We start from the raw sequence: 21,254 nt of genomic DNA on the forward strand, positions 1-21,254 counted from the left end.
AGATCGCCGAAACCTATAATTTTTATTGAGGTGTTCGCTTGCCGACCGGTTTGTGTCCTGCGCCTGCCGGTCATTCTTCTCGCAGCGATCCATGATCATCGAACCGCGATACATCGTAAGAGAGAATCTGATGCCCTTTCGTTCCGACACTTTCCTTGGAACCTACAATCCTGATCAACTCAGGTCATTGCAACACGCCTTTCGTGAGACCTGCATTGAATTGGGAAGAACAAACCTGACCCTTGCAGAGCAGCATAGGCTGGCAAAAATCATCTATGGCATTTATGACAGTGGCATCGAAGATCCGGTGGCAATCGCGCGGATCGTCCGGCATGCTGAGAGCATCTGAGGGGTTTGAATCGCTGAAAACGCGCATATCGATGCTGACATGGATTTTGTGTGGGAGCCCTGCGATCGGCTTTGCAGACATTTGGGCATTGTATTGCTGGACAGGGCGCTGAGCTAAAAGCGGGTGCCGGCTGCGGAAAGCCGTGTAAAATCCCGTCCTTTCGCGCAGAGAAAGATGCTAACCTTTTGCGGGCAGAGCAGGAATTGCGCGACTGCGACACAATTCGGGGGGACTGTTTTGGATAGTGCGACGATTCTGACCATTCATTCGTTGTTATCGACCTGTTCCATTCGAGAAACGGCGCGCCTGGAGGGGCGCGCCGCTTCCACCGTCAGCGCTGCGCTGGAGCGGATGGAAAGCGCACTGGTCATTCCGCTTTTGCGGCGCGAGGGCGCCGTTCTCAGTCTGACCCTCGAAGCACAAAAGCGTGTGAAGCTTTTTGATGAGGCGGCGTATCTCTGTCGCTCTTTGTTTGCCGTTGGCGGCAGCACAGTCCTTCGACCGACCATTCGCTTTTCCGCGCTTATCCGGTTTTTGGTCGCCGCCAAGACCGGAAGCATACGTGCTGCCGCAAAAGAGCTGGGCGTGGGACAGCCGCAACTGACGCGTCAGCTTTCAGAACTTGAACGCAGTCTCGATTGCGCGCTGCTGTTGCGAACCCGAACCGGCGTGCGTTGCACAGCGACCGGCGAGAGGGGCCAACACGGCGGAGGAGTTGGTTTCCGGTCTCAAAAGCCGGCGCTATGACGCTATCCTCATTGATCATGGCGACTTTTCAAAAGAATTTGACGGGCGAGTGGTTTCCGATGCCCCGCTTGCCTTGATCGGCGATCACCGCATCATGGCAGAGCTGAAGGGCGATATGGCAAAGTTCCTGCTAAGGCATCTGCTGGCGCTTCCCAGCGTGAAGAGCGGGATAATGCAGCACGCGATGCACTATCTTGAAGGCGTACTCGGTCCGCTAACGCAAGCAAAGCTTCGACTGATGGAGATGGATTCAATTCCAGTCATCATCAATCTTGTGACCCGCCATGGTTATCTTTCGATCCTGCCGGAACCCGTCGTGGCGCGTCTTCCCTTCCCCATCACCCAATATCCTCTGGGCGCCGAGCATCGCCAGATACTTTCCTTTGTCTGGCGACGGAACACTTTTGCACCAAAGATGTTAAATGAGATGGTCTCGCTGCTCACTGAAGATAGCGCGTAGAAATTTGTTTCTCGCGATACATTGGCTGAGAGGCCTATAAACGCGGTGGGGATGGGTTGCATTTGCCGAGACATCCTCTGTTCGGAATCTGGGATATATCCCGGCCCGGTGTTTTTAAATAGCCTGAAACGTAAACAGCCAATGACTGTGAGGGAGAACATAGGATGAGAACATCGGTGATTTTGGCCGGCATGCTGGCCGGCATGGTCTTTTCGGCAACGTCAGGCTTTGCGGCTGATGTGGTGGTTGGGTCGAAAATCGATACTGAGGGCGGTGTTCTGGGAAACATCATTTCGCAGGTGCTCAAGGCCAATGATATTGCGGTGATCGACAAGATCCAGCTCGGCGCAACACCGATCGTGCGTGAGGCGATTACTCAGGGGCAGATTGACATCTATCCTGAATATACCGGAAACGCTGCCTTCTTCTTCAACAAGGGCGATCTGGATGTGTGGAACAAACCCCAGGCAGGCTATGAAGAGGCAAAGAAACTCGACTATGACGCCAACAAGATTGTCTGGCTGACACCGGCCAATGCAAACAATACCTGGGCAATCGCGTTGCGCCGCGATGTCGCTGAGCCGAACAAGCTGAAGACGCTGAGCGATTTTGGCAAATATGTCAGTGATGGCGGCAGCGTGAAGCTTGCGGCCTCTTCGGAATTCGTCAGCTCCGCCACCGCGCTGCCGGCGTTTCAAACCGCCTATCAATTCACCCTCAAACCGGATCAGCTGATTACGCTGTCGGGCGGCGATACGGCCGCAACGATTGCCGCTGCGGCGCAACAGACATCGGGCGCGAATGCGGCGATGGTCTATGGCACGGATGGCGGCATTGCGCCTGCTGATCTGATCGTCCTTGAGGACGACAAGGGTGTGCAGCCGGTCTATCTGCCCACACCGATCATTCGGGAGGCCGTCTTGAAAGAGCATCCACAGATTGCTGATATTCTCAAGCCGGTTTTTGAATCCTTCACGCTGGAAAGCCTGCAGGAACTCAATGGGCGTGTTCAGGTTGGCGGTGAGCCGGCGAGTGATGTCGCCCGTGATTATCTCACCAAGAACGGCTTCATCAAGTAGTCCCGGCCTTTTAGGATCAGGATCCGACAGGATCCTGCGACGGTAGCCAACGCCTGCGGGAAGAACGTCAGGTGTTGGCGCTGCGGATGGCTTTAATGGATGAACAGGATCCACCATGCAGATAACCGCAGGTCGAAACACTGCAGCCGCATTACGTTTCAGCATCGATCGACTGGGGGTGGTGATAGCCCTCATCCTTATTCTCTCGCTGATAGTCCAGCCCTTTGCTCTTCTGCGACCCAATCGGGTTGCGGCAACGGCGCCGGTGCAGCTTGTTGACGCTCTGCCATTCACGCAGGCGGTTTTTCTGATGGGTTTGATTCTGATCACAGTGGCGTTGCTGGTGGTGCGCTCACCGCTCAGGCTGCGGCTTTCTGCTCTGATTGCAACCCTGATCGCTGTCGCGATAGCGATCGGGCTGAGTGCGGACTATCTGACACCTGCTGGCAATAATTATGCGCGTGTTTCTCCCGGCGGAACCGTGTGGCTGATCACCTTTGCGCTGGCCCTGGCGATTGGTGACACTCTGGTCCGCATGCGACTGGCGCCGTTGTCGCGGTTGGCGGCATTGTTTATCTTCGTGGCACTGCTGGGGCTGTTCCTTTATAGTGGTGTGTGGCGGGATGTTTCCATCCTCAAGGAATATGCCTCACGACGGGATGCCTTTGCCAGTGCGCTTCGGACCCACGCGCTACTGGCAATTGGATCGCTGATCGCAGCCTTTCTCATTGCGACGCCGATTGGCATCCTCATCCATCGCTTCAAACGGTTGCGCGACGCCGTCATCTCGTTTTTTAACGTCATCCAGACCATTCCCTCGATGGCCTTGTTCGGCGTGCTGATTGCCCCTTTGGCCTGGGTAGGTATCCATATGCCTGGCGCTGCCGCACTGGGTATTGCAGGCATTGGTCCCGCCCCTGCTTTTATTGCTCTGGTTGCCTACGCGCTGCTGCCAATCGTTTCGGCAACGGTAACCGGACTGGATAACGTGTCGCCTTTGGTGGTGGACGCGGCGCGCGGTGTCGGAATGACCCGCCGGCAACGTCTACTGTCGATTGAACTGCCCCTGGCCTTTCCGGTCATATTGACCGGGATCCGCGTGGTGCTGGTGCAAAATATCGGCCTTGCCGTCATTGCCGGACTGGTGGGCGGCGGTGGCCTTGGAATGTTCGTCTTTCAAGGCATCGCCCAGACGGCAACCGACCTTGTGTTGCTCGGCGCCTTGCCGACTGTCGCCATGGCGTTCATCGCCGCTATCCTGCTTGACGCGCTTGTTGAAATCAGCCGGGCGCCGCAGCATAAGGAACAGAGCCCATGATTGAGATTGCCAACCTCACCCGTCTTTATGGCGCACAAAAGGCGGTCGATGACGTCTCCTTGACCGTCAATGCAGGAGAGATTGTGGTGATTGTCGGCACCTCCGGCTCTGGCAAGACCACATTGATGCGCATGATCAATCGACTGGTGGAACCCAGCGCTGGCGTGATCAAGATTGACGGCAAGGACAATCGGGAGGTGAGTGCGCATATTCTGCGTCGCGGCATCGGTTATGCCATTCAAGGCCATGGCCTGTTCCCACATCGCAGCATTGCCGAGAATATCGCCACTGTGCCGCGCCTGCTTGGCTGGGACCGCGCCCGGATTGCCGCCCGGGTCGACGAGTTGCTTTCCCTGTTTCATCTCGATCCGGCGGTCTATCGCGATCGGATGCCTCATGAGCTTTCCGGCGGCCAGCAACAGCGGATCGGGGTGGCGCGGGCTTTGGCCTCCAATCCGGCGATATTGCTGATGGACGAACCCTTTGGGGCGTTGGACCCGATTATCCGTGACAAGGCCCAGGAAGATCTCCTGGCGATCCAGAAACATTATCGGACGACGATTGTGCTCGTCACCCACGACATGGAGGAGGCGATCCGTCTTGGGACACGAATTGCGGTGATGGATAAGGGCCGCCTTTTGCAATATGCGACACCGCAAGAGATTATCGCGCGCCCCGCAACCCAATTTGTGCATGACCTGCTGGGCGGGGGCAGTGACCGGGTGTTCCGCCTGCTATCGCTTGTCACCGTCGATGGTCTTGTCGAGCCTGGTGATGCAAATGGCGATCCAATCGCAAGTGATATGTCTTTGCGCGAGGCGCTGGGGGCAAGCCTTTGGTCAGGCCGCACCGCCTTGCCCGTGCGCCGCGACGGCGCAATTATCGGCCGTGTGACCCGAGTGGCGATTGAAGACCATGCCCGGAGCATTGCATGAAACCGGGTGGGATTTTGAAAACTGTACTGCTGATCGTTCTCGTTTGCTTCGTCATGAAGCCGGAATGGTTTGCAGGCGCGCTGGCGCCCTTCACACGAAACGATGCGCCCGCCATCTATACGCAGAATTCGCTGCTGGCGCTCACAATCAATCATCTGGTTCTGGTGGGGCTTGCGACAATGGTTGCGACCATCATTGCGGTAACGCTTGGCATTCTGACTACGCGGCCGGGTGGGCGGGAATTTCTGCCACTTTCGCGCGCCATCGCCAATATCGGCCAGACCTTCCCGCCAGTGGCGGTTCTGGCGATCGCGGTTCCTATCTTTGGTTTCGGCTCGGTTCCAGCTTTCATTGCGCTGCTGCTTTATGGCCTGCTGCCGATCTTCGAGAATACGCTGACCGGTCTGACTGAGCTGGAACCCGCAGTGGTGGACGCTGGACGAGGAATGGGGATGACAGACCGGCAATTGCTGATCAATGTTGAATTGCCGCTGGCCCTTCCGGTGATCTTGTCGGGTGTGCGTCTGGCGGCGATCATCTCTCTGTCGACTGCCACAATCGGCTCGACGGTGGCTGCGAGCACGTTGGGCGAAGTGATTGTGGCGGGTCTCTTGACTGGCAACACCGCCTTCGTTTTGCAGGGCGGTTTCATTGTCGCGGGCCTTGCCATCCTGATCAATGCGGGTTTCGTGGCGCTGGAAACGCGATTTCGCCGTAACACTGCCCAATAGCGTGTAGGAAATATCAGCGCTCGAGCGCCGGCTCCACACGGAACTTCACCTCGTCATGGGATGATCATTGATGGCGCGGTGGCGACGCGCGCGCCGAATTATTCTGTCAAAACGACCATCCAAGTGGCAGGCAAGCGCGGCCGGCGCTGAGCTCCAGAGACAAGAAAGCCCGCTTCGCTGGGAGGAGGAGTGCGAAGCGGGCTGATCTGGAAAACGCGGCTTTGGGAGGAGGAGTGCCGCGCTTCATGTTCAGTCCCTGGGAGGAGGAGTGAGACTGAACATGTTCTAACTACGCATTTTGGCGGGGTCTCACAACATGCAAAAATGCATGGCTGTTATGCGCAGGATCTGGGAATGCAAAACCGCCCGGCAGCGGCAAACGCGCCCAGGCGGTCTTTTCCTCCCAGAGGCCGGTCTTCTATCAGCAATTACTCAGTAGAGCAACAAGTATCCCGAAGTACATAATCCCACTATTTTAGTGTGATCATAACAATAGTCCGGGTGCCGAAGTCGTTTGGAAGAGAAAATCGATCGTCCCGTATCGCGGGTGTGGGCGGGGGGCTTGGGCGCGCGATACGGGGAGCTTCCTGCGAACAGGGTGCAAGCCAAAGGTAAGGCTATTTGAGAGAAAGCGAAATGACAGATTGTTGCGGTTGCAAATCGTAAGTGCAGCAACCTAGGAAGAACGAGCGACGGCTTCAGCCCGCCCAGGCAAGCCAACACCACAGATCGCAAAGGTTTTGCAGGTTCTACAAACGCTCGGTTGTTCGATCCATATTTTTGCTCCTGGGGAACGGAGGAAATGACGGTAAGGGTTCTCAATGTCTGGTGGGATGGTCGCATCGTCGGGCTATTCACCCAGGATAGGCACGGTGATATCGGCTTTGCCTACGCCGGAGCTTGGTTTGATGACGAAAAGGCGCTTCCGCTGTCTGCCTCCTTCCCAAAGCGTCCGGAACGGCTTTCCCGTCAAGAATGCCGACCATTTTTCGGCGGCCTGTTGCCCGAGGAAAGACAGCGCCCGAAGATAGAAATGGTGGGCGAGGATGAGCTGCCATTGGGGCGTGATTTTTGCGCGATGTCAATCGTGCAGCCTGGCAGGCACGCGTCTGGGGATTAAGCTATGGCGCCAGGTCGCTAAGATATTTTAAAATCACCCGCATATCCTGTGAGGCACAGGCGATGTAGCCGTCGGGTCTGACCAGATAGCAAATGTCAGAACTATCACTTTCGTGAATCTGCGGCTCAACCAGATTGGCAAACCGCGATAGGGTCTCCGCTGCCATCTGGAATTTGCCGCCGAAAAGCATAAAGCGACCGTCCATCGAGGGTTGCGCTGCCTGCCGCGTGCCCGGTTTGATGAAACGCTCCCCCGGCTGCGGCCCCCAGGCAGCAGCCGGCCCGTTCAGTGGGCTCTGCGGGTAATGGATCGACAGTTCGGTAACCGCGCTGCCGATCAGATGTTGGACAGGAGCTGCTCCCAGGATGTGATGGGCGGCAAAGTTGCGCAACATCTGCAGGACCGGGTTTTTCAAGATGGCGATTTTGGTCAATCGTCCCGAAGATTTAAGCACATCGTCGCCGACAAGGCTGCGCTCAGCCGAATAGCTGTCGAGCAGATCCTCTCTGCATATTCCCTTGATGACGAGCGCCAGTTTCCAGGCCAGATTGAACGCATCCTGCATACCGGTGTTCATCCCCTGGCCCCCGGCAGGGCTGTGGATATGGGCAGCATCGCCTGCCAGAAAAATTCGTCCGTATCGGTAAGAGCGCAGTTTGCGATCATTGATCCGGAATCCCGCAAGCCAGACTGGATCACGCAGCGTGCAGGCCAGGGCGGTTCTCTCATCGATCAACCGCTGCAGATCGGCAAGCGACGGCGGCACAGCTTCGCCGCTCTCATTGCTGTCAATATTGGCGATGACGCGATAGCGTTGCCGGGAAATCGGGAACACAACCAATATGCCGGTTCGATGCCAATGCACCGATACCTCGGGCGCAAGTGAAGCATCAGCGATATGGACATCGCCCAGTACCCAGTGACTATCGAGCGTCTCACCGGCAAACTCTCCACCGGTTGATTTGCGCAGCAGCGAATGCGCGCCGTCACACCCAATCAGCCATTGGCCGTGTAGCGTTTCGTGTAGGCCCGTTGCGTTGATTGTGTCGAGCTGGACGCCTGCATCCTGCTGTAATGCTGCCACCGCTTCAACGCCGCGTTCAACCCGGACACCCTGTTTGTTGAGCATATCCTCAAGAAGGCGCTCGGTCTCAGATTGCGGGATCATCAGCGCAAATGGATAGGCCGAAGGAACCGCGCTGACATCAAGTCGGCCGAGAAGATTTTGTTGATTGCAGATCGAGATCTTTGTCACCACAAGGCCAGCATCAACGAAGGCGGACGCGCGCGCTCCCAGCAATTCAAGCGTCCTGCTCCAGATCACCAGCGCTTTTGACTGCTGTGTTGGCGCAACTGCCTTGTCGATGATGCGGACGGCGATATTCAGCCGGGTCAGTTCCAAAGCGAGAGTGAGCCCGACCGGGCCGGCACCGACGATCAGAACTGGTGGTTTACTGCTATCTGCCATCAAGCGAGCTCCTTCCGACACGACTCCCAGCGTTTGGCGTGCCGCATAAGGCGATTGACGAGAGCGGCAGCCTCGGCGCTGCGGTACTGGGGCTTGTCGAGCAATATTGCATTGTTCAGCACCGGTCTTGCAAGCCAGTATGCCGTCATGATGCAAGCGCGCAACCGCGATCACCCGGTCCGGCGGATCTTGTTAAGAAGGTAAATAAGAAGCAGCGTCCTGAGCAGAGTTGCAATCAGCAAAGGACCGATATTATCCGGTGCGAAATCGCCGGCGGTCAACGCTTGGCTGATATGGCCCATGGCTGTACCAATGTAAAAGAGAATGGCGTAGAGCGCGATTGCACATTTGAACCCGCGACTGCACCAGAATGCCGTTATCGCGACAACACCCATCGCAAGATCAGCAATCCCTATTTCCGTTTCGAAAGGGCTTGGTGACCAGCCAATCTGGGCCGAGGCGATTGCTGAAAAAAAAACGTGAAATATACCGGCCCAAACCCCATCGATCCCGACGGCAAGCAGAAGCAGCCAGCTGAGCTGGCGGGTCCCAGTGTGATCACGCTTGTGGATTGCCAGCACCACACAAAAAGCAATCAGCGTGAGGATCGAGGGCAGATTGGACAAAATGAAACGGATAGCATCTGCGATCATTGACAGGCCCTTTGCAACGAGACAGGAGATCGGCTTTTCGACACGCGCGGTCGCGATCAGGGGCAGATCGGACCCTCAATAGATCGATTGACGTGTTGCCACATCCCCAGAATTGCTGATGCGACCACAATCCCCTTCGCCAGGCATTGTGCGCTGCGATCTGCCCGTAATCAATCCCAGCCACGAACAGCGCTTTGATTATCAGCCTCGATATCGACTTGGCAGCATGCCTTTTTCCTGACGGAAAGCCTTGCTGAAATGACTGAGATTGTCAAAACCCACCGTGTAGGCCGCCTCGGTGACGCTCATACCGCTTGAAAGCAAGGCTGCGGCAGCATTCAGACGCGCCGTACGAAGACAGCTGTGGATGGAGCGGCCAATCTCCATGCGAAAGGCTTCCTTGAGCCGTCTTTCGTTCAGTCCGACCTCGCGCGCCAGGCGCGGGATCGTCCAATCCGTGCTGTATTGGGCTTCGATAATGGCGACGGCAGCATCAAGCTTGCGCATTTCATCAGGGTTCAAATTTCTGACAGGCTTGCCGGTCTTGCCCCGTGCAACCACATCAAGGCCGATACTGAGGGCTTCAACTGCCTTGCTGTAAAGATGCAGCTGTCGGGCCATGCCCTGTTCATATCGACATTGCAGCAGGCTTGTTGCCGCTGCAATCAGTTCGGGTGGCGCCTTGAATCCGACCAGAAACACATCCTGTTCTGGCAAGCTGTTCTGCGTCATCACCGGCCCACCCAGTCTTGCGAGAGACACACCCCCCAGTTTTTTGAGCAAAGCGGCTTCGAAACGGATGTCGACGACCCGCAGTCTTCGCCCTGCCCGCACGCAATTTTCACCCCGTGTCTGTCGGTTACAGGCAAACAGCACGGCGGCTCCTGGCTTCAAGGCGAAAGGGACTGCACCATCGACAGACAATGTGCCGTCGCCATCCAGGAAAACCGAAAGCGAGAAGGTGGCCGGACCTTCCGGGTGAAACACCGTGTCTTCAGCCGGCGTCACGTCAATCATGAAAATCGTGACGTCACTATCGGGTTGCTCGACGCGGGTGAAGGCGCGCCAGCCGAGCTGATCGATCTTATCATCGACCGCGTCGCGCCAATGATCAGCGGTTTGCTGGAGGGAAGGATCTGAAAATGTCATCTCTCGCTCGGCTTTCGGGCAATTAGTCCCGTTTGCGTCAATCGGTGTTCAAAAAACGTTAGCCGATATCTCGATAAAGTGGAATAGAGGCCTCAAGTTTTAATCTGGCGGCTCCGGTGGATCAATATGCGTAACGTGAGAACGATAATTTGGGCAAGTTCGGTCTGTTGCTCGGCGGTGAGCTGCACGGCTGCTTTCGCACAGGAGAGCCAGGGAATTGTTCTGGAGACAATCACGGTCACCGCATCCAAACGCCAGCAGGCATTGAACAGGATTGACGGCTCTGTTTCTGTGATAAGCGGAGAACAACTTGAACAGCGCGGCGTGCGGACAGTCGACGATCTCCAGAAGGTCTTTCCTGGATTGAGCATCGGCAATCGAGGCAATCGCATCTATTCCAATGTCACCATTCGTGGCCTGTCTTCGCCGGACTATTTCAATCCAAGTGTACAAATCTATGTCGATGGTGCACCGCAGACCCCTTCAACATTTTCGCAGATGCTGGTGGATGTGGATCGCGTGGAACTGTTGCGCGGCCCGCAGGGCACGCTTTACGGTGCCAATGCCTATGCGGGCGTTATCAATATTGTCACCAAGAAGAACAAGGAGAACCTTTTCTTCGTCCAGTCGACGCTTTCTGTCGAGGAGCCGTCAATTCAGATTGGCGGAACTGCTGTCATAACGCCCGACACGCTGTTTCTCGACTATGCCGGAACATTTGCGCATTTCTCCGGCGATATGGATGATCGCACCACAGGCGACAACAATATCAACACATCCGACAATGGATTTGGCCGCGCGACATTGCGCTACGCGCCCACTGGCGGTGATTTTGACGCATCGATCACCTATTCACGCGAATGGCTGCGTTCGCACGAAGAGGTCTATGCCTTCCAGCGAGATGTGGATGACCGCATTTATGATAGCGGTCTCTACGGCGAACTGCCGCTTCTCAAGCGCAAGGTCACCAATATATCCGGTCAGTTGAATTATCGCGTCGGGGACGTCACGCTTTCAAGCATTTCCGCCTATCAGGAAAGCGATGTCATGCGCAATTTTTCATCCGGCGCCGGTTCGCGTTATTTCTGGCCTCAGAACGACAAGCTGTTCACGCAGGAACTCAGACTGGCCTATGAAAGTGACATATTGAGTGGGGTGGCAGGGCTTTGGTACAGCCATGACGATTTCACCGGCACCAAGAACGGCTATTCTGGCTATTATGGCGACGCTCGCAACAATGTCATCAATGATAGCCTCGCAGCATTCGGCGAAGTCACATGGCATGTGAATGACAGGTTCGATCTGACGGGTGGCCTGCGCGCCACATATGATCGCTCGCATATTGATGCCTATCGCGAAGACACATATGCAACCGGCTATGGCTTCGATTTCGACAACAAGGCCCATTTCACCAGTCTTCAGCCGAAAATCGCCATTGGCTATGAACTTGCAGCCGATACCCGGCTGTTTGGCGTGATTTCGCGTGGCTATAAGCCCGGCGGCTTCAATCACAGCATTTCCTCGATTGTCGATGCAGCGCCTTATGATGCTGAATCCGCATGGAATTTCGAGACTGGGGTAAAGTCTACGCTTTTGGGTGGCGCGGTCGATATATCGGCGTCAGTCTATTATATCCGCTCCACCGACAAACAGATCTATGTTGGCATGATCGGTCAGCAATTCATCCGCAATGCCGGTGAAGCGAGCAGCACCGGCCTTGAGCTGGAAGGGACATGGCGTGCAACAAATCGCCTGACGCTGACCGGGAATGCCGCTTTCGGACGCTCTGAATTTACCGATTTTACCGACCCTTATACCGGCGTAAGCTATGATGGAAATCATGTTCCTTATGCACCCGACGTCACTGCTCATGTGAATATTGCCTACGTGCTAAGCGAAGATATCCTCAATGGCACCTTAACGGCAAATGGTGGGGTCAATTATAACTCCAAAGTCTATTTCGACGAAGCCAATGCCACCGGTCAGGATGGCTTTGCCACCGTTGATGCAAGCCTTGATTTTGCCAATGCAACAGGCTTCAAGGCACAGCTTTATGTGCAGAACATTGCCGACAAGAGCTATAAGACCTCGGGTTACGTAAACGGCCCCTATGAGCTCGGAACCCTGGGCAAAGGTCGCAGCTTTGGCCTGACCTTGCGCAAGGATTTCTAAGCTCATGCCGGATGCCAAAGCTTCCAGTCTGCTGCGCATTCTTGTTGCGGCAGGCGGTATCTACACCGCGCAGAGCCTTGTCGGAGGCCTCACTTTCATGGGGATTCCAGCAGTCTTGCGCGCTGACAATGTGGCGCTCGACAAGATAAGCCTCGTCTCGCTGGTCATGCTTGTCTGGGCCTTGAAGTTTCTCTGGGCTCCAACGCTCGAACGCCTGCGTATCCTGCCCAATGGCAGACGCCGATCGCGCGGGATAATGGTTTGTGGCGAAGTGATAACCGCAGCTCTGCTCGTTGCGCTCGGCTTTACGGGCGCCGCAAGCTTCACAATGATCATTGCCTTGCTCCTGCTCCTGGCGGTCGCTTCGGCGACCATCGATATTGCCTGCGATGCCTTTATCATCGAGCAACTGGCGCAAGACAGCCGCGGGCCAGGCAATGTTGCGCAGGTTGGCGGTGGTTACCTCGGCCTGATTTTCGGCAGTGGTCTGTTTGTAACGACTGTGGCGCTTCATGGTTGGCTCGCTGCTTGCATCCTGCTCGCCTGTCTGGTGATTCTGATGAGTCTGCCGATGCTTTTGACACGGGAGGCTCCTGTTGCGCCGATTGCAATGGCGAGCATGCCCAGCCTGGTTGATGCGTTTCAGCGCGTCGATATTCGAACCGGCCTGGTTCTTGCTGTGGTGTTTGAAATGAGTGGCCGTCTTACCCAGTCTCTGACCGGCCCGTTTCTTGTCGATGCTGGCGTTCCACTTTCCCTGCTGGGCATGCTCAATGGATTGGGTGGTGTGACGGCCGGTATTTGCGGCGCGGCGCTTGGTGGATGGATCGTACATCGGCGCGGACCGGTCAAAGCCGTTTTTTCCATCGCTGCAGCCCATGTCATCGCCCTATGCAGTGTGGCCTTGATCGTTGCACTCGGGATAAGGCATCTGCCGCTGCTGGTGACACTATTCATGATTGAAACTGCGGTGATGGCCGCGGGCTTTGTTGCCATTTACGCGCGACTGATGGGCCTTGTATCTCCATCACAGCCGGGGGTCGACTTCACGCTATTTCAAAGCGCAAGCGCCATTGCCGCCGCCTTGTTCGGTACAGGCGGAGGCCTTCTCGCCCATCAAGCCGGCTACGCAGCAAGCTTTGTCATGTCGGCTGCGCTTTCAATGCTGACGCCACCCCTCCTAATCATCCTTGAGCGCCGTCTGACAAAGGGAACCGCCGCATGACCAAGCCAGTTGCCGTGATCAATGGAGCCGGCGTAGCGGGTCTTGCTGCCGCCTGGTGGCTGGACAAAGCCGGCTGGCAATCCGTCATCATCGAGCGGGCCGAAAGCCTGCGTGACAACGGCTATATGCTGGGCCTGTCAGGGCTGGGCTATCAGACGGCGGCGCGTATGGGATTGCTGAAGGCACTCAACGCTGCATCCTACACGATCAATGAGAACATCTATAAGGACCGGAAGGGCAAGGAGCTGTTGCGACTTCGCTATCGCGACTTCATACGCGACCTTCCCTATCTTGCGCTTCGTCGCAATGATCTGGTCCGGGCTCTCGCAGATGCGCTTCCTGACACGGCATCGATCCGCTTTAACGATCACATCGAAAGCTTCACGGACAAAGGTGATCGCGTCGAAGCACGGCTTGCCAGTGGCGCAATTCTCCAGGCCGATCTGTTGATCGGTGCGGACGGATTTCGCTCTTCGACACGGCAACAACTGTTCGGCTCCGACAACAACGATCCTGGTTGCCTGCAGCCCCTTGGCTATTATTTTGCAGTCTATGATGTCGCTGCCCCACGAAGTTTTGAGACCGATTTTCTGTCCTATGCAGAACCCGGCCATCTCGCGGAATATTATTCATTGCACGGCGGACGACTGGCGGCGATGCATGTCTGGCGCGATCAGCGCGCGGGGTTCGACAAAACTGAAGACCGTTATGATCTTCTCAAAAATGTCAGCAGTCAAAGCCATCCGGAAGTGCGGTCCCTGCTGGAGCAGGCACAGCAGCAAGGATCAAACCTGCTCATTGACAGCCTTACCATGGTTGAGCTTCCGAAATGGTCGCAAGGTCGCGTGCTCTTGTTAGGCGACAGCGCCCATTGTCTGACACTGGTTTCCGGTCAAGGGGCCGGCATGGCACTTGCCTCCGCAGAAATGCTCGGAAAGGCTTTGTTGGCTGAAGCCGACCTCGACAAGGCACTGGTTCTACACGAACAGAAATTACGGCCGATCATCGGGCGGTTACAGGCACGCAGCCGTAAAATGGCGGCAATGTTCATTCCAAGAAGTGCCTTTGCCTTTCACTTACGCAATTTCATCATGCGCAACATGCCGCGCGCCTGGCTTGGACGCTATTTTACCAATGCGATCAAGGCGGAAGTCGCTTTGGCCACGCCGCCGAACCTCGACAAGGGCGAATAGCGCAAGGCGCGACCCCGCTGCTCAACAGACAACGGGGGAATGCGCTCACGCTTACTGACTGGAAATCAGTGCATGGACGAGATCGGCCTCAAGATCTGCCGGGTCTTCAAGACCCACGGAAATCCTTATCAATTGGGGGCCGATGCCAAGGTCATTTTTCTGTTCTTCGGGGACGACGGCATGGGTGAGCGAGAATGGATGCTGGATAAGGCTTTCCACGCTGCCGAGGCTGACGGCGAAGTGGAAATAGCGGGTCGCTGTCAAAATACGCTCGACCCTTGCCAGATCCCCTTCGACATCGATGGAGACCACACAGCCAAAATTGAACATCTGCTGCCGGGCCAGATCATGCTGGGGATGACTGGCCAGTCCCGGATAGATGACCTTGCGCAATCCCAGTTCCTGCCCGCGTCGTTCCAGGCTCCGCGCCAATGTAAGCGCGGTGTCCGCCTGCCTTATGCAGCGGATTTCCAGCGTCTTCAGCGAGCGATGCAGAAGCGCACAATCGGGAGGCGACATCACGGCACCAAGGGCATTTTGAAGATATTGCAGACGTTCACCCAATTGAGCGGGGGCCTGCGCAGACACGGCCACCACACCGCCCAGCAGATCGGAATGTCCGTTGAGCATCTTGGTTGCCGAATGGACAACAACATCGATCCCGTGTTCGATGGGACGCTGTCCTGCGGGGGAAGAAAATGTGCTGTCGCAGACGGTGACGGCACCGGCTTTTCTGCCCAATTGTGCCACCATTGACAGGTCAACAATCCGCAGGGTCGGATTGGAGGGTGTTTCGAACCACAACAGGGCAGGCTTGTGATCCTGCACGGCTTTGACAAGCGCGGTCTCGTCCGAAAAATCGACAAAATGGACTTCATGGCCTGCCGTAAGCGGTCGCACATCGGCAAGCAGACGATAGACACCGCCATAAAGATCGTTGTGCGCGACGATCGACGAGGCTGCGGGCAGCGTTTCCAGCAAGGTTGCAGCGGCAGACAGCCCACTGGGAAATGCAAAGGCGCGTTCTGCGCCCTCGAGATCGGCCAGGCAGGTTTCAAGCGCGTTGCGTGTGGGGTTGCCACTGCGGCTATAGTCAAAGCCTTTGCTGGATCCGATACCATCCTGAACATAGGTTGTGGCGTGATAAACCGGCGGGATCACCGCGCCTGTCAAGGGGTCGGGCCCCTGACCGACATGCACCGCGCGTGTTGCAAATTGCGGCTGGTTGCGAAGAAGCTTGTTCGTCACCTTTGTGTCTTTCCATTCTTGCCGCATGTCCCTCGGGGGCGCGGCCTGTCTCGTCCTAATAATCGATGAGCTCGCTGGTATCCTTGAGATAGAGCGGATGTCCGGGGGAACCGTTATTGGTGATCTTGAGCGCCTTGAGTTTCACGCCCGCAGCCCGCAGCGCATCCGTTACCGCCTGACCGTGATGCGCCAGTTTCTTGTGCAGGGATCCATAGGCCATGACCACGATCTGAGCGCCCAGAGCCTGTTCGACAATGGTTTGCAGATTTTCCGCAGTGCAGGGTATCACGTCGTCTTTAAGCAACATCTTGGGATTGGTCGCGCGATAGTCCATGACATTGCATTTCACAAAGCGTCCGTAGCCCCATCGGCGCGTGAATTTCTGCTCCTTGAAGACGGTTGGATCATCGACATTGAAATCGGCTGTGCTTGGATTCATGCCGATCCACAGCACGTAGCCCTGTTTTTCCGCGCCATCCCATTCCCGCTTGAGAAGCCGGCGATAACGGCCACAGGGGGAGAAAATCGCATCGCTCCTGATCTCGGATTTGACTTTGAGGCGGACCTTGCCGCCAGGATCATGGAGTTGGTGGCTCATTGCTGCTCGATCTTTCCTGTCTTCACCACTTGCTGTGCCCCTTTTAAACACAACATCGCCTTTTGACGACAACAATTCGCCAGGGTTAACAGGCGTGCAGGTGGCAGCTCGCTTCACATCCTATGCTCGCGATAAGGGCGGGTGGCGGCACAAGCGGGTTGTTCTGATATCGTCTGCCTCCTTGATGCCGAACCGCAACTTGTAAAGTGCGGGCGGTATCTTCGAGCATCGATCACCCATTCTAGCTTTCGATCAGCCTTTTTTTGCTTGCTTGAGAACGGAGGGACCGGCGTTTGGCGGCTTTCATCTCGATTCCTTAATGTTTTCAGGCTAGAACGGCGCGGATGAACCACCCCCACCTGTGAGCGACCGTTGGAACTCGATCAGAACACTCTTTTCTTCGCCGCCGGCATTTGCTCGCTCGCTGTCGCGCTGACAATTTTGACCGTTTGGTATCAGAACAGATGGGACCAGTTTTTGTTGTGGGGCTGTCTGGGCATGATCGTGCTCGGGATCGGCTCTGTGTTTTATTATTCCTCCGATCTGGCGCTGGCCCCCTCTTCGATGATTGCTTTCAGCATCATGACCTGTGGTTTCATGCTGTTACTTGTCGGGGCCAATACGGTGTCAAAGCCCCGGATCGATTCCAGCCTGCTTCTCCTTGCAACAGCAATCATGACCAGCGTCATCATCACACCAATCCTGATCGGTTATGCGGGAATAGGCATTGCTATCTTCAATATTTTTGCCGCCGCCATCCTGATCAGGATCGGAACCGTATTCATGTCGGTCTATCAAGAGGCGCCGGTACCGGTTTTCGGCATGGTGACGCTTTATTTCCTGACCGCCCTTTCCTTTGTTCTGTGTGCTCTGGTTATTGTGGCGAACCAGCAATGGACCATGCGGACAATTCCAAGCAACTGGGCCGAGGATCTCAATGCCATCATGGCCATCATCGGCATTACCGGCATCGGTGCCTTATCCTTGAGCTTTACTCAGGCGCGCATTGCAAAGCGTCATGCCAATGAAGCCCGGATCGATAGTCTCACGGGATTGTTGAACAGACGGGCGGTATTCAGTCTGCTTGCAACCACGCCACTGAAGGCTGGTGATGCGGCCATTGCCTTTGATCTTGACGGTTTCAAAGCCATCAATGACACGCATGGCCATGCAGCAGGTGATCGCGTTTTGGAGGAATTCGCCAATATTCTGCGCAGCCTGGTGGGAGAGAGCGGGCTGACCGCGCGGCTAGGCGGGGAAGAGTTCCTCGTGGTGATGAGAGATATGAGCAATTTCCATACACTGGCAATTGCCGATGCGATCCGCGAGCGTTTGTCAGCCTTCACCTTTGATGGCAATGCCGGACCTTTTCAGACGACGACAAGCGCCGGGATTGCCTTCTTCACGCTTGCAGACCGAGAATTTGATGTGGTTTTTCAGCGCGCTGACGCGGCGCTTTACCGGGCCAAGGGACTGGGGCGCAACCGGGTCTGCACCGAATTGCAGGTCGTGGCCTGAGCCTTTTTCCGCTCGGCCCAATCACCAGCAAGGATTTGGAGCCGCCACTCACGAGATATTCAAGGCGTTAGCAGAGTTGAGCGGGCCGTGGGGAACTCGCCTGCCATGACACCGTTTTGTTGCGGGTGGTCAACCCTGCTGGAAGGAAAAGGCGTGATGGTGAAATATTCGACGATAGCCGCAGTGATCGCATCGGTTCTGATATCGGCTGCGCCAGCTTATGCGCAGAGTATTGAGATCGGTCCGAACGGCATTCAGGTCAACCCGGATGGCGAGCGCCGTATGATGCGTGAGCGCCGGCCCGATCGTGGTGAGATCAGCGAGCGGCGTGCGGCGCGGATTGCGCGCGATGAAGGCATGGATGAGGTGGAGACGATTGCACGACGCCGGGGCGTGTTTGTTGTGCGCGGCATCGATCGCCGTGACAATGATATGCGTGTGGTGATTGACCGTCTGACCGGTGATGTGCTCGAAGTTCGATAGAGGCACGAGCCGGCTAACGCTCCGTGCACTGCGCCGCGGATGCGCATCCTGCATCCAAAAGGTCGATCAGACCGGTATTTTTCGAAGCTTGGGCTTGATGTTCGCTTGACCTTGGTCGTCTTCGACCTAAGTCTGGATTATTCGTGGTTTCGATGGCGTTTTTCATTTGAAGCCGTGAACACCCCGGTCGTGACCTCATCCGACCGGGGACTTTTTTGGGGTCAAGATACTGAGAGCGTCAACTGGGTCATCGGCCGTTTGCAGGACCTTGCAGACCAGGTTTGAGCGAACGCGAATGCATCCGCGAGGAGCAGCGTGATAATGAAAGCCGGGATTTTCAGCGACCCGTGCGACGTCAGCCATCAAGTCGGGCGCGGTGCTTGCGAGAAGAGGCCGCCAGGCGAAAGGAACGGAGGCGACATTCTGAGCGTCACGCAATTGGCCCAATCAATGTTTATCGAACAAAGCAGGTTTTGACGGAATGTATCCCCCTCCAACAGGTTGCCAAACGGCACTAATTGCTTCAAGTAGTTTGCTCAAGCGATGCTGAAGCACCAATAGCGAGACAAAAGTTTGCGTACTGGTTTTATCTTTATCTTTCTCTTTCTGGCGGTTGTTTCTCCGGTAAAAGCACTCGAGACGAGCAGCGCACCTGTTCTCAAACCCACGCAGCAACAGGCCGAAGCCGCGCAATTGACGGCGGAGTTTCTTCAGCGGTTCCATTACAAGCCTGTCAAGCTCGACGATGTTTTGTCTGCCCGCATCATGGACCGCTTCATTGATGCCCTCGACCCTGACCGCCTGATTTTCTTGCAGGCTGATGTCGAGAGTTTCAAAACGCGCAGCAAAGAGATTGACGACGGTATCAAGAACCAGGATTTGAGCATTCCGTTCGCGATCTATAATATTTATGGCGAGCGCATTGATGAGCGGATGACATTTGCGCGTCAATTGCTCAATGAGAAATTCGATTTCAGTTCGAACGAGTCCTATTCGATCGCGCGCTACAAGAAGCCCTGGCCGGCCTCGACTGCGGAGCGTGACGCGTTGTGGCGCAAGCGGATCAAGAACGACTGGCTGCGGCTCAAGCTGGCCGGAAAAGAGGATGCCGCCATTCGCGACACTCTGACGAAACGCTATGAAAACACGCTGGCACGGGCCAACAAGTCGAAGGCCGATGATGTCTTCCAATTGTTCATGGCCGCTTACACGACATCGGTCGACCCCCATACCGATTATTTTGGCGCCAATGCGTCGGCGGAGTTCGACATATCGATGAAACTATCTCTGGTGGGCATTGGTGCGGTGCTGCAGGAGCGGGATGAATTCACCACGATCCGGGAACTGACAGCGGGCGGCCCGGCACAATTGTCGGGAAAACTGTTGGTGGGCGATCGCATTGTCGGCGTTGGCCAGGGCAAGGACGGCGCGATCAAGGAAGTCGTCGGCATGCGCCTGGATGAAGTTGTGCAACTGATCCGCGGCGACAAGGATTCGGTGGTGCGTCTTGAAATACTGCCTGCCGATGCCGGTCCGGATGGTCAGCATCGGATTATCAGTCTGGTGCGTGACAAGATCAGCCTCGACAAGCAGGCGGCACAGAAATCGGTGTTTACGCTGCAACAGGGCGAGAAGACCCGGAAGATAGGTATTATCAAACTTCCGGCCTTTTACGAGGATATTGAAGCCCGGCGCAAAGGCGACAAGAATTACCGCAGTGCAAGTCGCGATGTTGCGCGATTGCTTGGCGAACTCAAGCAGGAAAAGGTGGACGGGGTGCTGCTCGACCTGCGCAACAATGGTGGCGGTTCGTTAAGCGAAGCGATCGACCTTACCGGTCTTTTTGTCGGCAAGGGGCCGGTGGTTCAGCAGCGCAATGCCAAGGGTGAGATCCAGGTGGAAAGCGACAAGCTTCAGTCGCCTGCCTGGACGGGACCGCTTGGTGTCCTCATCAATCGTGGATCAGCCTCGGCTTCGGAGATCTTTGCTGCCGCGATTCAGGATTATGACCGCGGTGTGATCATCGGAGAGCCGAGCTTCGGCAAGGGCACCGTGCAGACTGTGGTTAATCTCGATGAAGTCGCCCAAAGTCCGACACCAAAATTTGGCGAGTTGAAGTTCACCATCGCTCAATTCTTCCGCGTCAATGGCGGAACCACGCAATTGCGCGGTGTCACCCCCGATATCCGCTTGCCGGGGCTGTTCAATCTGAAGACTGTTGGCGAGGAAAGTTTCGATAACGCCCTGCCATGGACGGAAATCAAAGCGACAAAATACCGGAAATTTGGTGCCGCAAAGGCGCTGCTACCGCAATTGCAGCAACGCCACGACGAGCGGGTGAAGGCCAATCCGGCGTTTCAGCGTTTCGTGGAGGACGTCGACGCGCTGGCCAAACAGCGCGACAAGGCAACCATATCGCTCAATGAGAAGGAGCGGCGCGCAGAAATCGAGGCTGCGTCCAAGCGGGCGCGGGCCGAGGGTGAAAATGGCGATGAAGCCAGCGTTGATGATGGTCTGCAGGCCAATGAACGCAGTCTAAGCGACGATCTCGCGCGAGAAAAAGCCCGTCAATCGGCCAAGGACACCTTGCAGGACGAGGCAGCATCGATCGTGATCGATCTGGCCGATCTGCAGAACGGCCGTCCGCAAACCGGAAAGTAAACCTGCGCGACCCGATCAGCGCAGGTGTTCCTCGGCCTTGATCAACGAGACAGAGACCGGCGCTGAATGCCCTTTTTGCGAAACGAGGGTGCGGCGCGGCAGCCGCGCCCACACAATCCGAGTTGGATCCGAAGCAAGGAGGGCTCG

Annotated in this window: 18 protein-coding genes and 2 pseudogenes; 15 read left to right on the forward strand and 5 right to left on the reverse strand. The window is 56.1% G+C overall.

All coding sequences use genetic code 11. The features are described from left to right. The first annotated feature begins 91 nt into the window (after window positions 1–91). The 9 genes and pseudogenes from CEV34_RS20020 to CEV34_RS20060 all read left to right on the forward strand — a co-directional run. On the forward strand, window positions 92–349 hold the full coding sequence (locus CEV34_RS20020; RefSeq protein WP_007880645.1) for a hypothetical protein: 258 nt from the start codon (window positions 92–94) through the stop codon (window positions 347–349). Between the two features lie 237 nt (window positions 350–586). Next, window positions 587–1,096 carry a helix-turn-helix domain-containing protein gene (locus CEV34_RS20025; RefSeq protein WP_039861085.1) on the forward strand — a complete coding sequence of 170 codons (510 nt, stop codon included), beginning with the start codon at window positions 587–589 and terminating at the stop codon, window positions 1,094–1,096. Beyond that, window positions 1,065–1,556 (forward strand): LysR substrate-binding domain-containing protein, encoded by a 492-nt coding sequence (locus CEV34_RS20030; RefSeq protein WP_039861087.1) that lies wholly within the window; start codon window positions 1,065–1,067, stop codon window positions 1,554–1,556. Before CEV34_RS20025 ends, CEV34_RS20030 begins: the two co-directional genes overlap by 32 nt. Before the next feature lie 191 nt (window positions 1,557–1,747). Continuing rightward, entirely contained in the window at window positions 1,748–2,635 is an 888-nt protein-coding gene (gene osmF / locus CEV34_RS20035) for a glycine betaine ABC transporter substrate-binding protein OsmF (RefSeq protein ID WP_374891536.1), read from the forward strand. 115 nt (window positions 2,636–2,750) lie between these two features. After that, the gene (locus tag CEV34_RS20040; RefSeq protein ID WP_094544367.1) at window positions 2,751–3,953 is read left to right on the forward strand and encodes an ABC transporter permease; all 1,203 of its coding nucleotides are present in this window, start codon (window positions 2,751–2,753) and stop codon (window positions 3,951–3,953) included. Beyond that, window positions 3,950–4,888 (forward strand): ABC transporter ATP-binding protein, encoded by a 939-nt coding sequence (locus tag CEV34_RS20045; protein WP_007880649.1) that lies wholly within the window; start codon window positions 3,950–3,952, stop codon window positions 4,886–4,888. Before CEV34_RS20040 ends, CEV34_RS20045 begins: the two co-directional genes overlap by 4 nt. Continuing rightward, window positions 4,885–5,619, forward strand: coding sequence for an ABC transporter permease (locus CEV34_RS20050; RefSeq protein ID WP_007880650.1), 735 nt, complete (start codon window positions 4,885–4,887; stop codon window positions 5,617–5,619). The genes CEV34_RS20045 and CEV34_RS20050 overlap by 4 nt, the downstream gene beginning before the upstream one ends. A gap of 710 nt (window positions 5,620–6,329) precedes the next feature. Then, window positions 6,330–6,425, forward strand: a pseudogene (locus CEV34_RS20055) (transcriptional regulator); the annotation flags it as partial. After that, a pseudogene (locus CEV34_RS20060) lies at window positions 6,422–6,640 on the forward strand (HipA N-terminal domain-containing protein); the annotation flags it as partial. The pseudogenes CEV34_RS20055 and CEV34_RS20060, both read left to right, overlap by 4 nt. A gap of 100 nt (window positions 6,641–6,740) precedes the next feature. On the opposite strand, the gene CEV34_RS20065 reads toward CEV34_RS20060, so the two are convergent. From CEV34_RS20065 to CEV34_RS20075, 3 genes are all read right to left on the reverse strand, one after another. Further along, window positions 6,741–8,207, reverse strand: coding sequence for an FAD-dependent monooxygenase (locus CEV34_RS20065; protein WP_007880652.1), 1,467 nt, complete (start codon window positions 8,205–8,207; stop codon window positions 6,741–6,743). A gap of 170 nt (window positions 8,208–8,377) precedes the next feature. Next, window positions 8,378–8,860: a DUF6790 family protein gene (locus tag CEV34_RS20070; RefSeq protein WP_094544368.1), complete on the reverse strand. Its 483-nt coding sequence runs from the start codon at window positions 8,858–8,860 to the stop codon at window positions 8,378–8,380. 201 nt (window positions 8,861–9,061) lie between these two features. Next, window positions 9,062–10,009 (reverse strand): helix-turn-helix domain-containing protein, encoded by a 948-nt coding sequence (locus CEV34_RS20075; protein WP_007880664.1) that lies wholly within the window; start codon window positions 10,007–10,009, stop codon window positions 9,062–9,064. 126 nt (window positions 10,010–10,135) lie between these two features. Here CEV34_RS20075 and CEV34_RS20080 point away from each other — a divergent pair, with 126 nt between their 5' ends. Genes CEV34_RS20080 through CEV34_RS20090 form a run of 3 tightly spaced genes read left to right on the forward strand, consistent with a single transcriptional unit; the run spans window position 10,136 to window position 14,599 of the window. Next, window positions 10,136–12,181: a TonB-dependent receptor gene (locus CEV34_RS20080; protein WP_235819131.1), complete on the forward strand. Its 2,046-nt coding sequence runs from the start codon at window positions 10,136–10,138 to the stop codon at window positions 12,179–12,181. Window positions 12,182–12,185: 4 nt separating this feature from the next. After that, window positions 12,186–13,406, forward strand: a complete 1,221-nt coding sequence (locus CEV34_RS20085; RefSeq protein WP_007880666.1) for an MFS transporter — start codon at window positions 12,186–12,188, stop codon at window positions 13,404–13,406. Then, complete coding sequence (locus CEV34_RS20090) at window positions 13,403–14,599, forward strand: FAD-dependent monooxygenase (RefSeq protein WP_007880667.1); 1,197 nt, start codon at window positions 13,403–13,405, stop codon at window positions 14,597–14,599. The genes CEV34_RS20085 and CEV34_RS20090 overlap by 4 nt, the downstream gene beginning before the upstream one ends. 51 nt (window positions 14,600–14,650) lie before the next feature. Here the strand turns inward: CEV34_RS20090 and CEV34_RS20095 are convergent, their stop codons facing one another. After that, on the reverse strand, window positions 14,651–15,874 hold the full coding sequence (locus CEV34_RS20095; protein WP_064322803.1) for a trans-sulfuration enzyme family protein: 1,224 nt from the start codon (window positions 15,872–15,874) through the stop codon (window positions 14,651–14,653). 28 nt (window positions 15,875–15,902) lie between these two features. Next, entirely contained in the window at window positions 15,903–16,445 is a 543-nt protein-coding gene (locus CEV34_RS20100; RefSeq protein ID WP_007880669.1) for a DUF1643 domain-containing protein, read from the reverse strand. Between the two features lie 372 nt (window positions 16,446–16,817). Between CEV34_RS20100 and CEV34_RS20105 the strand changes: the two genes are divergently transcribed. From CEV34_RS20105 to CEV34_RS20120, 3 genes are all read left to right on the forward strand, one after another. Then, the gene (locus tag CEV34_RS20105) at window positions 16,818–17,963 is read left to right on the forward strand and encodes a GGDEF domain-containing protein (protein WP_007880670.1); all 1,146 of its coding nucleotides are present in this window, start codon (window positions 16,818–16,820) and stop codon (window positions 17,961–17,963) included. Window positions 17,964–18,119: 156 nt separating this feature from the next. Next, complete coding sequence (locus CEV34_RS20110) at window positions 18,120–18,446, forward strand: hypothetical protein (RefSeq protein WP_007880671.1); 327 nt, start codon at window positions 18,120–18,122, stop codon at window positions 18,444–18,446. Between the two features lie 573 nt (window positions 18,447–19,019). Further along, complete coding sequence (locus tag CEV34_RS20120; RefSeq protein ID WP_094544370.1) at window positions 19,020–21,107, forward strand: carboxy terminal-processing peptidase; 2,088 nt, start codon at window positions 19,020–19,022, stop codon at window positions 21,105–21,107. The last annotated feature ends 147 nt before the right edge of the window (window positions 21,108–21,254 follow it).

Origin of the sequence: Brucella pseudogrignonensis (genome assembly GCF_002252525.1) — a bacterium.
In the GTDB taxonomy this organism is placed as follows: Bacteria; Pseudomonadota; Alphaproteobacteria; order Rhizobiales; family Rhizobiaceae; genus Brucella; species Brucella pseudogrignonensis.

Excerpts from the sequence above, each read along its gene's own strand:
- CEV34_RS20065 (WP_007880652.1), bottom strand. The coding sequence starts at position 8,207 with ATGGCAGATAGCAGTAAACCACCAGTTCTGATCGTCGGTGCCGGCCCG.
- CEV34_RS20070 (WP_094544368.1), bottom strand. The coding sequence starts at position 8,860 with ATGATCGCAGATGCTATCCGTTTCATTTTGTCCAATCTGCCCTCGATC.
- CEV34_RS20050 (WP_007880650.1), top strand. The coding sequence starts at position 4,885 with ATGAAACCGGGTGGGATTTTGAAAACTGTACTGCTGATCGTTCTCGTT.
- CEV34_RS20075 (WP_007880664.1), bottom strand. The coding sequence starts at position 10,009 with ATGACATTTTCAGATCCTTCCCTCCAGCAAACCGCTGATCATTGGCGC.
- CEV34_RS20110 (WP_007880671.1), top strand. The coding sequence starts at position 18,120 with ATGGTGAAATATTCGACGATAGCCGCAGTGATCGCATCGGTTCTGATA.
- osmF (WP_374891536.1), top strand. The coding sequence starts at position 1,748 with ATGCTGGCCGGCATGGTCTTTTCGGCAACGTCAGGCTTTGCGGCTGAT.
- CEV34_RS20080 (WP_235819131.1), top strand. The coding sequence starts at position 10,136 with ATGCGTAACGTGAGAACGATAATTTGGGCAAGTTCGGTCTGTTGCTCG.
- CEV34_RS20100 (WP_007880669.1), bottom strand. The coding sequence starts at position 16,445 with ATGAGCCACCAACTCCATGATCCTGGCGGCAAGGTCCGCCTCAAAGTC.
- CEV34_RS20085 (WP_007880666.1), top strand. The coding sequence starts at position 12,186 with ATGCCGGATGCCAAAGCTTCCAGTCTGCTGCGCATTCTTGTTGCGGCA.
- CEV34_RS20040 (WP_094544367.1), top strand. The coding sequence starts at position 2,751 with ATGCAGATAACCGCAGGTCGAAACACTGCAGCCGCATTACGTTTCAGC.
- CEV34_RS20095 (WP_064322803.1), bottom strand. The coding sequence starts at position 15,874 with ATGCGGCAAGAATGGAAAGACACAAAGGTGACGAACAAGCTTCTTCGC.
- CEV34_RS20020 (WP_007880645.1), top strand. The coding sequence starts at position 92 with ATGATCATCGAACCGCGATACATCGTAAGAGAGAATCTGATGCCCTTT.
- CEV34_RS20090 (WP_007880667.1), top strand. The coding sequence starts at position 13,403 with ATGACCAAGCCAGTTGCCGTGATCAATGGAGCCGGCGTAGCGGGTCTT.
- CEV34_RS20045 (WP_007880649.1), top strand. The coding sequence starts at position 3,950 with ATGATTGAGATTGCCAACCTCACCCGTCTTTATGGCGCACAAAAGGCG.